Source organism: Tepidimonas aquatica (assembly GCF_007556585.1).
GTDB classification, from domain to species: domain Bacteria; phylum Pseudomonadota; class Gammaproteobacteria; order Burkholderiales; family Burkholderiaceae_C; genus Tepidimonas; species Tepidimonas aquatica.
Genome location: NZ_VJNA01000003.1, coordinates 65621 through 78374, shown reverse-complemented (window position 1 = coordinate 78374; position 12754 = coordinate 65621). Strand labels below are relative to the sequence as shown.

Annotated in this window: 11 protein-coding genes; 6 read left to right on the top strand and 5 right to left on the bottom strand. The window is 70.7% G+C overall.

What is annotated here, in order from left to right:
* Positions 1-25 precede the first annotated feature (25 nt).
* From Taqua_RS01755 to Taqua_RS01740, 4 genes are all read left to right on the top strand, one after another.
* Positions 26-775 carry an electron transfer flavoprotein subunit beta/FixA family protein gene (locus Taqua_RS01755; protein ID WP_068610751.1) on the top strand — a complete coding sequence of 250 codons (750 nt, stop codon included), beginning with the start codon at positions 26-28 and terminating at the stop codon, positions 773-775.
* 17 nt (positions 776-792) lie between these two features.
* Positions 793-1737 carry an electron transfer flavoprotein subunit alpha/FixB family protein gene (locus Taqua_RS01750; protein ID WP_144324317.1) on the top strand — a complete coding sequence of 315 codons (945 nt, stop codon included), beginning with the start codon at positions 793-795 and terminating at the stop codon, positions 1735-1737.
* A gap of 75 nt (positions 1738-1812) precedes the next feature.
* Positions 1813-3603 (top strand): acyl-CoA dehydrogenase, encoded by a 1791-nt coding sequence (locus Taqua_RS01745; RefSeq protein ID WP_144324316.1) that lies wholly within the window; start codon positions 1813-1815, stop codon positions 3601-3603.
* A 36-nt stretch (positions 3604-3639) separates the two neighbouring features.
* Complete coding sequence (locus Taqua_RS01740) at positions 3640-4596, top strand: NAD(P)H-dependent flavin oxidoreductase (RefSeq protein ID WP_144324315.1); 957 nt, start codon at positions 3640-3642, stop codon at positions 4594-4596.
* A 48-nt stretch (positions 4597-4644) separates the two neighbouring features.
* On the opposite strand, the gene miaA is transcribed toward Taqua_RS01740, so the two are convergent.
* Genes miaA through tsaE form a run of 5 tightly spaced genes read right to left on the bottom strand, consistent with a single transcriptional unit; the run spans position 4645 to position 10808 of the window.
* Positions 4645-5673, bottom strand: a complete 1029-nt coding sequence (gene miaA, locus Taqua_RS01735; RefSeq protein ID WP_144324314.1) for a tRNA (adenosine(37)-N6)-dimethylallyltransferase MiaA — start codon at positions 5671-5673, stop codon at positions 4645-4647.
* Between the two features lie 10 nt (positions 5674-5683).
* Entirely contained in the window at positions 5684-6931 is a 1248-nt protein-coding gene (locus Taqua_RS01730; protein ID WP_221933905.1) for a Bcr/CflA family efflux MFS transporter, read from the bottom strand.
* A 49-nt stretch (positions 6932-6980) separates the two neighbouring features.
* Complete coding sequence (gene mutL / locus Taqua_RS01725; RefSeq protein ID WP_144324313.1) at positions 6981-8882, bottom strand: DNA mismatch repair endonuclease MutL; 1902 nt, start codon at positions 8880-8882, stop codon at positions 6981-6983.
* A 13-nt stretch (positions 8883-8895) separates the two neighbouring features.
* Positions 8896-10290, bottom strand: coding sequence for an N-acetylmuramoyl-L-alanine amidase (locus Taqua_RS01720; protein ID WP_144324312.1), 1395 nt, complete (start codon positions 10288-10290; stop codon positions 8896-8898).
* The gene (gene tsaE / locus Taqua_RS01715; RefSeq protein WP_144324311.1) at positions 10287-10808 is read right to left on the bottom strand and encodes a tRNA (adenosine(37)-N6)-threonylcarbamoyltransferase complex ATPase subunit type 1 TsaE; all 522 of its coding nucleotides are present in this window, start codon (positions 10806-10808) and stop codon (positions 10287-10289) included. The genes Taqua_RS01720 and tsaE overlap by 4 nt, the downstream gene beginning before the upstream one ends.
* A 23-nt stretch (positions 10809-10831) precedes the next feature.
* On the opposite strand from tsaE, the gene queG reads away from it, so the two are divergent.
* Together queG and Taqua_RS01705 are read left to right on the top strand one after the other, a co-directional pair.
* Entirely contained in the window at positions 10832-11968 is a 1137-nt protein-coding gene (gene queG, locus Taqua_RS01710) for a tRNA epoxyqueuosine(34) reductase QueG (protein WP_185969530.1), read from the top strand.
* 9 nt (positions 11969-11977) lie between these two features.
* Positions 11978-12745 (top strand): ABC transporter permease, encoded by a 768-nt coding sequence (locus tag Taqua_RS01705; protein WP_144324310.1) that lies wholly within the window; start codon positions 11978-11980, stop codon positions 12743-12745.
* Positions 12746-12754: the final 9 nt, after the last annotated feature.

Sequence of the window (12754 nt, the reverse complement as noted above, 5' to 3'; positions counted from 1 at the left end):
CTTTGGTCACCTTCAGGAGCAACGCATGAAGATCCTCGTCCCCGTCAAACGCGTGGTGGACTACAACGTCAAGGTACGGGTCAAGGCCGACGGCAGCGGTGTCGATATCGCCAACGTCAAGATGAGCATGAACCCGTTCGACGAGATTGCGGTGGAAGAAGCCGTGCGCCTGAAGGAAAAAGGCGTGGCCACCGAGATCGTGGCGGTGTCGTGCGGCGTGGCGCAGTGCCAGGAAACGCTGCGCACCGCCATGGCCATCGGCGCCGACCGCGCCATTCTGGTCGAGACTGACGCCGAGCTGCAGCCGCTGGCGGTGGCCAAGCTGCTGGCGGCGCTGGTGCAGCGCGAGTCGCCGCAGCTGGTCATCCTGGGCAAGCAGGCCATCGACGACGATGCCAACCAAACCGGCCAAATGCTGGCCGCGCTGCTCGATTGGCCGCAGGCCACCTTTGCCTCCAAGGTCGAGGTCAAGGGCGACGAGGTCGAGGTCACGCGCGAGGTCGACGGCGGCCTGGAGACGCTGGCGCTGAAGCTGCCGGCCATCATCACCACCGACCTGCGCCTCAACGAGCCGCGCTACGTGACGCTGCCCAACATCATGAAGGCCAAGAAAAAGCCGCTGGACACCGTCAAGCCCGCCGACCTCGGCGTAGACGTGACGCCACGGCTGCAGACGCTGCGGGTGGCCGAGCCGCCCAAGCGCAGCGCCGGCATCAAGGTGCCTGACGTGGCCACGCTCGTGGACAAGCTCAAAAACGAAGCCAAGGTCATTTGAGGAAAGGACGCGCCACCATGACCATCCTCGTCATTGCCGAACACGACAACGCCTCCCTCAAGGGCGCCACGCTCAACACCGTTGGGGCGGCGCTGAAACTGCAAGCCGCCGGTGCCGGCGACATCCACGTGCTGGTGGCCGGCCAAGGGGCCGCGCCGGCGGCGCAGGCGGCGGCGCAGATCGCCGGCGTGGCCAAGGTGCTGCACGCCGACGGCGCGGCGTTGGCGCACGGCCTGGCCGAAAACCTGGCGGCGCAGGTGCTGGCGCTGGCCGCCGGCTACAGCCACATCCTGCTGCCGGCCACCGCCGCCGGGCGCAACGTGGCGCCGCGCATCGCCGCCAAGCTGGACGTGGCGCAGCTCAGCGACATCACCGCGGTGGTGGACCTGCACACGTTCGAGCGCCCGATCTACGCCGGCAACGCCATCGCCACCGTGCGCAGCAGCGACGCGCAGCACGTCATCACCGTGCGCACCACCGCGTTCGACGCGGCGCCGGCCAGCGGCGGCGCCGCCGTGGTCGAGTCGGTGCCGGCGGTGGATGACAGCGGCAAGAGCCGCTTTGTGGCCAGCGAGCTGGCCAAGAGCGACCGCCCCGAGCTGACCGCCGCCAAGATCATCGTCTCCGGCGGGCGTGCGCTGGGCAGCGCCGAGAAGTTCAACGAGGTCATCACCCCGCTGGCGGACAAGCTGGGGGCGGCCATCGGTGCCAGCCGCGCCGCTGTCGACGCCGGCTACGCGCCCAACGACTGGCAGGTCGGGCAGACCGGCAAGATCGTCGCGCCGCAGCTGTACATCGCGGTGGGCATCAGCGGCGCCATCCAGCACCTGGCGGGCATGAAGGATTCGAAGGTCATCGTGGCCATCAACAAAGACCCCGAGGCGCCCATCTTCAGCGTCGCCGACTACGGCCTGGAAGCCGACCTGTTCCAGGCCGTGCCGGAGCTGGTCAAGGCGCTGTAACGGCCACGACCAACCACCCAGGGCATCCAGCGCATCGCTGCATGCCCCTTTTTTTGCCGACCGGAGACACACCCCATGACCTTCAAAGCCCCCGTGCAGGATATGCTGTTCACGATGCGCCACTTGGCGCGTCTGGACGAGATCGCGCGCATCCCCGGCTTCGAGGACGCCAACCTCGACACCGCGCAGGCGGTGCTGGAGGAATGCGCCCGCCTCAACGAGGAGGTGGTGGCGCCGCTGAACTGGGAGGGCGACCGCAACCCCTCGTCGTGGCACGACGGCCAGGTGCTGACGACGCCGGGCTTCAAAGAGGCGTTTCGCCAATACGCCGAAGGGGGCTGGCAGGGCTTGCAGCATCCGGTCGAGTTCGGCGGTCAGGGCCTGCCGAAGACGATCGGGGCGGCGTGCACCGAAATCCTCAACGCCGCCAACTTGAGCTTTGCGTTGTGTCCGCTGCTGACCGATGGCGCCATCGAGGCGCTGCTGACCGCCGGCAGTGAGGCGCAAAAGCAGCTCTACATCCCGCCGATGATCGAGGGCCGCTGGACCGGCACGATGAACCTGACCGAGCCGCAAGCCGGCAGCGACCTGTCGCTGGTGCGCACGCGTGCCGAGCCGCAGGGCGACGGCACCTACAAGCTGTTTGGCACCAAGATCTTCATCACCTACGGCGAGCACGACATGGCGGACAACATCGTCCACCTGGTGCTGGCCCGCGTGCCAGGCGCGCCCGAAGGGGTCAAAGGCATCAGCCTGTTCATCGTGCCGAAATTCTTGGTCAACCCCGACGGCAGCCTGGGTGCGCGCAACGACGTGCACTGCGTCAGCATCGAGCACAAACTCGGCATCAAGGCCAGCCCGACGTGCGTGCTGCAATTTGGTGACCACGGCGGGGCGGTGGGCTACCTGGTCGGCGAAGAAAACCGCGGCCTGGAGTACATGTTCATCATGATGAACGCGGCGCGCTACGCCGTGGGGCTGCAGGGCATCGGGCTGAGCGAGCGCGCCTACCAAAAGGCGGTGCAGTACGCCCGCGAGCGCATCCAGAGCCGCCCTGTGGATGGCAGCGTCGCAGGTGCTGCCCCGATCATCCACCACCCGGACGTGCGGCGCATGCTGATGACGATGCGGGCGCTGACCGAAGGCTGCCGCGCGATGGCCAGCGTGGCGGCGGCCGCGTACGACGTCGCGCACCACCACCCGGACCCCGAAGCGCGCAGGCACAACCAGGCCTTTTACGAATTCATGGTGCCGCTGGTCAAGGGCTACAGCACCGAAATCAGCCACGAGGTCACCAGCCTGGGCGTGCAAGTGCACGGCGGCATGGGCTTCATCGAAGAAACCGGCGCGGCGCAACACTACCGCGACGCCAAGATCCTCACCATCTACGAAGGCACCACCGCGATCCAGGCCAACGATTTGGTCGGACGCAAGACGGCGCGCGACGGTGGCGCCACGGCGCTGGCGGTGGCGCGCCAGGTGCAGGCCACCGAAGCGGCGCTGGCGGCCAGCGGCACCGAGGCGGCGCGCGCCGTGCAGGTGCGCCTGCAGGCCGCGCGCGAAGCTTTTGAGCAGGTGGTGGCCTACATCGCCGCGCAGGCCAAGGCCGACCCCGTGGCCGCCTACGCCGGCAGCGTGCCGTACCTGATGCTGGCGGGCAACCTGATGGCCGGCTGGCAGATGGCGCGCGCGCTGCTGGCCGCGCAACAGGAGCTGGCGGCCGGGCGCGACGAGGCGTTCATGCGCGCCAAGATCGCCACCGCGCGCTTTTACGCCGAGCACATCCTGCCGCGCGCGCTGGCCGCGCGCGACGCCATCGTGCACGGCGCCGACAGCCTCAAGGCGATGGCGCTGGAGGCGTTCTGACGCCGCTGAAGCCAACCATTCAAGCAAGGATTGCCCATGTCTCGGATCCCCGCCGCGCTGCAACGGCTGGCGCTGCCCGTGATCGGCTCGCCGCTGTTCATCATCAGCAACCCCAAACTCGTCATCGAGCAGTGCAAGGCCGGTATCGTCGGCTCGATGCCGGCGCTCAACGCCCGCCCGGCGTCGCAGCTCGACGAGTGGCTGGCCGAAATCACCGAAGCGCTGGCGGCGCACAACGCCGCGCACCCGGATCGGCCCGCGGCGCCGTTTGCCATCAACCAGATCGTGCACAAGAGCAACGACCGCCTGGAGCACGACATGGCGCTGTGCGAAAAGTACAAGGTGCCGATCATCATCACCAGCCTCGGCGCGCGTGAGGACGTCAACCAGGCCGTGCACGGCTGGGGTGGGGTGGTGCTGCACGATATCATCAACAACACCTTCGCGCACAAGGCCATCGACAAAGGCGCCGACGGCCTGATCGCCGTGGCGGCTGGCGCCGGGGGGCACGCGGGCACTAAAAGCCCCTTTGCGCTGATCCAGGAGATCCGCCAGTGGTTCGATGGGCCGCTGGCGTTGTCGGGGTCGATCGCCACCGGCGGTGCGGTGCTGGCGGCGCAGGCCATGGGGGCGGACTTTGCCTACATCGGCTCGCTGTTCATCGCCACGCACGAGGCCCGCGCCAGCGACGCCTATAAGCAATGCATCGTCGAGTGCACGTCGGACGATATCGTCTACACCAACCTGTTCACCGGCGTGCACGGCAACTACCTCAAGCCCTCGATCCGCGCCGCCGGTTTGGACCCGGACAACCTGCCCGAGAGCGACCCGAGCAAAATGAATTTTGGCGGTGGCGCAGTCAAGGCGTGGAAGGACATCTGGGGCTGCGGGCAGGGCATCGGCGTGGTCGATGCGGTGCGCCCGGCGGCCGAGGTGGTCGAGCGGCTCAAGCGCGAGTACGCCGACGCCCGCCAGCGCCTGTGCGTGGCCTGACCGTGGTGATCCCCGGCGCCCGCGCCGGCGCGGCGGGCCAAGCACGGGTCAAGCGGCGGGCGCGCAGCCCGGCGGGCCCCAGGCCGCGCTGACCTGCCGCAACAGCGCGCGGCGCAGTTCGGCCTCGGGGGCATCGGCAGGCAGCACCACCCGTTGCGGCATCGAGCGCAGCCAGGTGAGCTGGCGTTTGGCCAACTGGCGTGTCGCGGCGGCGGTGCGCTCGTGCAACCGCGCGTGCGCGGCGGCGTCCAACGGAGCGTCGCCGGCGGCGTCGAGCGCTTCCCACACCTGGCGATAGCCGACGCAACGCAGCGCCGGCAGTCCCAGGTGCAGGTCGCCGCGGGCGCGCAGGCGCCGTACTTCGTCGACCAGGCCGTCGCGCCACATCGCCTGCAGCCGCGCATCGATGCGCTCGCGCAGCCAGTCACGCTGGCTCGGCTCCAGGCTCAACAGACACCCACTCAGCCCGTCGACGATGGGGGCCGCGGGCATGGCGGGCGCACCGCGCCAGCGGTGCTGCAACGCCGACAGCGGCTGCCCGGTGGCGCGCCACACCTCCAACGCCCGGCCGATGCGCTGGGCGTCGTGCGGGGGCAGGCGCGCGGCCGTGACCGGATCGACCTGCGCGAGCTCCGCATGCAGCGCGGGCCAGCCGCGCGCGCGCGCTTCGGCCTCGATGGCCGCACGCAGCTCGGGCTGTGCTGGCGGGAGCTCATCCAGCCCCTCCAGCAGGGCTTTGAAATACAGCATCGTGCCGCCCACCAGCAGCGGCCAGCGACCACGCGCGCGGATGGCGTGCAGCAGCGTCGTGGCGTCGCGCACGAACTCGGCGGCGCTGTAGGGTTCGCTGGGGTCGCGGATGTCGATCAGGTGGTGCGGCACTTGCGCACGTTCGGCGGCGCTGGGCTTGGCGGTGCCGATGTCCATGCCGCGGTACACCAGCGCCGAGTCCACGCTGATGATCTCCAGCGGCCAATCCTGCGCCAGGGCCAGCGCAAGCGCCGTTTTACCGCTGGCCGTGGGGCCAGCCAGCGCCAACCAGGCGGCGCGGGGGACGGTCGCCGATGGTGTGGTCATCGGCCCTCCGTTAGCGGGCGGTTGCCTGTGGCGCCGGGCGCGCCTCGCCGTGGCGCTGCACCAGCGTCCACGCGACGGTGGCGATCGCCGCGGCCCAGAACCACAAGCCGTTGGTCAGCGGGTACACATCGGCGGCCGCGCCGTCGGCCATGCGGTGGCCCAGCCAGGTGCCCATCGCGAAGGCGGTCACCATCATGATGAAGCCAGCCAGCGCCGAGGCGGCGCCGGCCGCTTGCGGAAACGGTGCCACCGCGCCGCTTTGGCCGCACGGCTGGTGCACGCCGTGCGCCAGGATGAACAGGTAGTACGGGCCCATGATGGCCCAGGTGGTGTGCAAGCCGGCCAGCGCCAGCACGCCGCACAACGTGCCGCCGGTCAGCGTGAGCGCCGCGGCCACGGCCACCGTGCGGCGCACACCCAGACGCGGGATCAGTCGGCGGCACATGAAGGTGCCGCTGATGTACACCACCGACATCGACAGCATCAGCAAACCGTAGCTGGTCTTGCTGTGCCCCAGCACGTTGATGAAGACGAACGACGACGTGGCCAAAAACGTGAACAGGCCGCCGTACGACGTTGCTGCCAGCAGCGCCCAGGCCCAAAACGTCGGATGCTGCGCGATGCGCGCCCAGATGCGCAGCATTTCGCGTGGACGCAGCGCATGGGGGTTGCGCTGGGGCAGCGTTTCCTCGAAGCGCCAGGCCACCAGCGCCAGCCCCGCGGCGCCGAACACGGCCAGCGCCGCCATCGTCGCTCGCCAGCCCAGCCATTCGGTCAGCCAGCCCCCAAGCGGGCCGCTGATGACGGCAAACAACCCCAGGCCAGTCAAGCCCTTGGACATCACGCGCGCGCCCTCGGTGGGGGCGTACAGGTCACGCACGATGGCACGCGCGCCCATGACCGCCGCGCCCATCGCCGCCCCTTGCACGATGCGCCCCAGGATCAACTGCTCGATGTTGGTGGCCAGCGCGCACGCCACCGCCGCCAGCGCGTAGGCCGCCAGCCCGGCCAGCAGCACCGGGCGGCGCCCCCAGCGGTCCGACAGCGGCCCCCACAGCAGCTGCGCCGTGCCAAACGCCAGCAGCAGGGCCGACAGCGTGGCCTGCACCTGGGCCATCGGCGCCTGAAACGCGGTGGCGATCGACGGCAGCGCGGGCAGGTACAGGTCGGTGGCCAGCGGCTGCACCCCCAGCAGCAGCGACAGCAGCACGACGACCCAGCCAGCGCTCATGCGTGGGTGGACGGTGGCGGTTGACATGGTTATGGATGGTAACAACAAACGTGATCACAGGCCGCCTGCAGGCGACTCAGCGTCCGCGCAAAAACAACGCGTCCAGCTCACGCAGCGTCAGTTGACGCCACGTCGGACGCCCGTGGTTGCACTGGTCGCTGCGGGCCGTGGCTTCCATCTGGCGCAGCAGCGCGTTCATCTCCTCCAGCGTCAGGCGGCGGTTGGCCCGTACCGCGCCGTGGCAGGCCATCGTGGCCAGCAGTTCGTGCTGGGCGCGGCGCAGCACGTGGGCGCCGCCGTGCTGGTGCAGCTCGGCCAGCACGGCGCGCGCCAGCGCCACCGGGTCGGCGTGGGCCAGCAACGCCGGCACGCTGCGCACGGCCAGCGTGTGTGCCGCCAGCGGCGCCACGTCCAGCCCCAGTTGCAGCAGCGCCGCCGCGTGTTCGTCGGCCGTGGCGATTTCCAGCGGTGTGGCCTGGAAGGTGGCCGGCACCAACAGGGGCTGGCTGGGCAGTTGCGCCTGCGGCGCGTCCAGTTGGGCCTTGAGCCGTTCGTAGACGATGCGCTCGTGCGCCGCATGCATGTCCACCAGCACCAGCCCGTGGGCGTTTTCGGCCAGGATGTACACGCCGTGCAGTTGCGCCAGCGCGCGCCCCAGCGGCCAGTCCGCTGCCCCGTGCGGCTGCTCGGCTTGCGTGACCGGGGCCGGGGTGGTGGTGCCGGGGTCGGCGGGCGCAGCCGGCGCGCTTGGCCAGCCGGGCCAGCGCGGCGTGGGTTCGTGCGCGGCCAGGGCCAGCGTCGGGGCGCCGCGGTAGCGCGTCGTATCCCAGCCGCGCGCCGTCGCCGAGCTGGGGGGGGTGGCCGGCGTGGGTTGGGGCGCCGTAGCACTGTCGCGGCTGGGGGGCAGCACCACGGCGGGCGCCGCCGCGCGCGGGGTGGCCAACGCCGCCTCGACGGCGCGCTGCACCGTCTGGTGCACCGCGCCGCTGTCGCGAAAACGCACCTCGATTTTGGTGGGATGCACGTTGACGTCCACCGCCTGCGGGTCGATGTCCAGCCACAGGATCCACGCCGGCTGGCGTTGGCCGTGCAACACATCATCGTAAGCGCTGCGCACGGCGTGGGTCAGTACCTTGTCGCGCACGTAACGCCCGTTGACGTAGGCGAACTGGCGGTCGCTGCGGGTGCGGGTTGCATCGGGGCGCACCACCCAGCCATGCAGCCGCAGCGGGCCGGCCTCCGCCTGCACCGGCAGCGCCTCGGCCAGGAAGTCGTCGCCCAGCGCGTCGGCCACCCGGCGCTGCCAGGCCAGCGTCGTCGTCAGCGCCGCCACCGCGCGCCACTGCTGCACGAGGCGCCTTTCGTGCCAGATGGCAAAGCCGACGTCGGGCCGCGCCAGCGCGTGGCGCCGCACGGCCTCGATGCAGTGCGCCAGCTCGGTGGCGGGGCTTTTGAGGAATTTGCGCCGCGCCGGGGTGGCAAAAAACAGCTCGTGCACCTCGACGGTGGTGCCCACGGTGCGGGCGGCGGGTTGCAGCTCGCCGCTGCGGGCGTGCAGGGTCCAGGCGCAGCCCTGCGCATCGTCGGCGCTGCGCGACGTCAGCGTCACGTCCGCCACCGAGGCGATGGCGGCCAACGCTTCGCCCCGAAAGCCCATCGTCGCGACCGCTTGCAGCTCCTGTAGGTCGCGGATTTTGCTGGTGGCGTGGCGCTGCAGCGCCAACGGCAGCTCGGCGCGCGGGATGCCGCAGCCGTCGTCTTCGACGACGATGGTCCGAATGCCCCCCGCCACCAACCGCACGGTGATGCTGCGCGCGCCGGCGTCCAGCGCGTTGTCGACCAGCTCGCGCACCACCGAGGCGGGGCGCTCCACCACCTCGCCGGCGGCAATCTGGCTGATCAACTCGTCGGGCAGCGGCTGGATCGGGCGGCGCGCCACGCGCGCGGCGGCGGAAAAGGCGTCGGTCACGGCCGCCATTGTAGGCCGCGCCTCAGGTGCGGCGGCTGCGCGCCAGTGGCGGGTTGCGTTCGAAGTAGCGTCGGATACCCTGGGCCAGCGCGCGCGCCAGGCGACGCTGGAACGCTGGGTCGCGCAGCCGCTGCTCTTCGTCCGGGTTGCTGATGAAGGCGGTTTCGACCAGCACGCTGGGGATGTCGGGCGCGCGCAGCACGGCAAAGCCCGCTTGCTCGACGCGCGGTTTGTGCAGCGGCCCCACGCTGCGCAACAGGCCCAGCAACGTGTCGCCGAGCTTGAGGCTGTCGTTGATCTGCGCCGTCATGCTCATGTCCAGCAACGCGCGCTGCACGTGCGCATCACCCACCTGGATCGGCAGGCCGCCGACGCGGTCGGCGGCGTTTTCCTTGTTGGCGATCCAGCGCGCCGCGGCACTGGAAGCCCCCCGCTCACTGAGCGCATAGACGCTGGCGCCGCGCGGCCGTGGCGAAAAAAACGCGTCGGCGTGGATGCTGACCAGCAGGTCGGCCTGCACCTGCCGCGCCTTGGCCACGCGGGTGTGCAGCGGCACGAAATAGTCGCCGTCGCGCGTCATGAAAATGCGCAGCGGGTTGCCGCGCACCTCGGTGCCGTCGAGCTCGTCGCGCAGCAGCCGCGCGATGGCCAGCACGACGTCTTTTTCGCGCGTACCGTTGGGGCCGATGGCGCCGGGGTCTTCGCCTCCGTGCCCGGGGTCGAGCGCCACGATGATGAGGCGTTGGGTGGCCGGTGCGCTACGGGCGGCTGGTTGCGGGGCGCGCGCCGCCGGCGCGGCCGCCCCAGTGCGCCCCGACGCCGCAGGGGCAGGGGCGTCGGTTTGGGCGTGGTGCCGGGCCAACCATTCGCCCAGCGGATCGGGCGCGTCCGACGGCGGCGCAGCGGCGGGCGCAGCGGCGGGCGCGGCGGCGCTGTGGCGCGCGATCAGCGCCTCCAGCGGATCGAGCGGCTGCTGGGGGTACAGGTCCAGTACCAGGCGGTGTTGGTACGCCGCCACCGGCTCGAGCTGAAACACCTGGGGCGCCACCGGCGCCTTGAGGTCCAGCACCAGCCGCACCGTGTTGGGGTCGAACAACCCCACCCGCACCCGTGCTACGTACGGGTCCTCCGGCGTGATGCGCTGCACCAGCGCCTGCAGCTGCGGCAGCAGCTCAGCGCCCCGGATGTCCACCGCCAGCCGTGGTGGGTCGGCCACGTACTGCGGCGTGGCCTGCAGAGCTTGGTCAGCCTCGATGGTGACGCGCGTGTAGTCCCGCGCCGGCCAGACGCGGATGCCGACGACGCGCGCGGCCCAACCGACGGCGGGCAGCGTACCGGTCAGCGTTGCCAGCCAGGTGCCAAGCGCACGGGCCAGCAGCCGTCGGCGCAGGGGCGCGGTGGGGTGATACCTTGTCATCGGGAGGATTGCAGGGCTTGCAGCGCAGCAAAGCCCGCCGCGGTGTAGGCGTGCCATGTCAGGTGGCGGTGGTGTTCGTCATCGTGCTGCAGGTGCAGCGCGGCGTCCACCGTACCCAGCAGGCGTCCTGCGCGCTCGGGCCATTCGATCAGCTTGAGTCCGGGCGCGTCCATAGGTTCCGCCAGCCCCGCGTCGAGCCATTCGCGGGGGTCGCTCAGCCGGTACAGGTCGGCGTGCATCACCGTCACCGGCGTGGCGCCCAGCGTGACCTCATAGGGTTCCACCAGTGCAAACGTCGGGCTTTGGATACGCCCTTGCACGCCGAGCGCGCGCAGCAGGTGGCGCGTCCAGGTGGTCTTGCCGGCTCCCAGCTCGCCGTGCAGCGTCAGCCGCAGGTTGGCGCGCGACGGGTCGGCGCGCAGCCAGGCGGCCAGACGCTGCGCCAGCGCCGCCAGCGCCTGCTCGTCCAGGTGGTGCCAGCTGTGCTGGGCGAGTAAGGGGTGATCGTCGTCGAGCATGGCGTTCTTTACAATGGCACGCTATGGATCGCGCCGCACCGACGCCGCCCGCCGACGCGGCGCACGACTGGCTGGCCCGCATCGAGGGCTGGGCGCGCGAGCTGGGATTTTCCCAGATCGGTGTGGCCGACGTCGACCTGTCCAGCGCCGAGCCAGGCCTGCAGGCGTGGCTGGCAGCAGGCTACCATGGCACGATGGACTACATGGCGCGCCACGGGCTCAAGCGTGCCCGGCCGGCCGAACTGGTGCCGGGCACGGTCAGCGTCATCACCGCCCGCATGGATTACCTGCCACGCAGCGCCGCCAGTGACTGGCGCGCCGTCGAGTGGGCCCGCCTGCACGATGGGCGCCAGGCCTGCGTATCGCTTTACGCGCGTGGCCGTGACTACCACAAGGTGCTGCGCCAGCGCCTGCAGCGCTTGGCGCAGCGGCTGCAACAGGCGTGGGCAGACGCCTACCCCGATGACGCGCCGCTGGCGTACCGGGTCTTCACCGACTCGGCGCCGGTGCTGGAGGTGGAGCTGGCCCGCCGCAGCGGGCTGGGCTGGCGCGGCAAGCACACGCTGCTGCTGTCGCGGCAGGCGGGGTCGATGTTTTTCCTGGGGGAGATCTTCATCGACCGCTGGTTGCCGCGCTCCGCGCCCACCGACGGCCATTGTGGACGCTGCCGCGCCTGCTTGGACGTGTGTCCAACCGGGGCCATCGTGGCGCCGTACCGCCTGGATGCACGGCGCTGCCTGTCGTACCTGACGATCGAACACGCGGGCGCCATTCCCGTCGAACTGCGCCCCGCGCTGGGCAACCGCATTTACGGCTGCGACGACTGCCAGCTCGTGTGCCCGTGGAACAAATTTGCCCAACGCAGCCCGTTGCCGGACTTTGATGCGCGCCCGGCGCTGGCCGACGCCACGCTGTTGCAGCTGTGGGCGTGGGACGCCACCGCCTTCGAGTGCCACACCGAAGGCTCGCCGATACGGCGCATCGGCTACGCACGCTGGCGGCGCAACCTGGCGGTGGCGTTGGGCAACGCGCGCCGCAGCGCGCTGCAGCGCGGCGACGGTGGGTACGCCCAGGCCGTGCAGCAGGCGCTGCACGATGCGCTGCGGCACGGCGGCGACGACGCGCTGGTGCGCGAGCACATCGTGTGGGCGCTCGGGTAATATGCGCGCATGGCAATGTCCGATGGCGCCCCCGATGCTGCGCTGCGCTCGGCCTGGGCTGTTTGGCGCGAATTGCTGCGCCTGACCGGGCGGGTACTGGCGCTGGCGTTGCAGCCGGCCAGCTACCGCGGCGCACGCTGGCCGGTGGTGGCGCGCCACCTGGTGCACGCGGCGCTGCCCGCGCTGTGGTGGTACACCGTGCTGTCGGCGCTGGCGGGGCAGGTGCTGATCCGCATCGTCGTCGTCACCGCCCAAGGCTACGGCCTGAGTCAGTACGCCGTCGAGATGGTGGTGCGCGTGCTGGTGCTGGAGCTGCTGCCGCTGGCTGCGGCGGTATTTGTGCTGTTGCGGGTGATGATGGCGCACGCCGCCGAGCTGCGCCGCGCCTGGCGCCAAGACCGCTGGGCAGCGCTGCTGGCCGCCGGCGGCAATCCCTGGCGCGACCGCGTGCTGCCGGTCGCGCTGGGCGGGGCGTTTGCCACCGTGCTGCTGACACTGGTCAGTGGTGTGGTGGCGTGTGTGCTGGTCTACCTCAACCTGTACGGCTTTTCCCCTTGGGCGCTGGCGGTTTACACGCGCGCCGTCGGGCAGGTCTTCGACCCGGTGGTGACGGTGGTCTTCGCCGTCAAGACCCTGGGTTTTGCGCTGGCCGTGGCGCTGGTGCCGCTGAGCGCCATATTCGATGCGCGCCGCCCCAGCGACGTGCGTGCCCTGGTGCGCACTGCCAGCGTGCTGCTGGCGGTGGAACTGTTGGCGCTGGTAGGCAACTATTGGTGATCCCTTGGC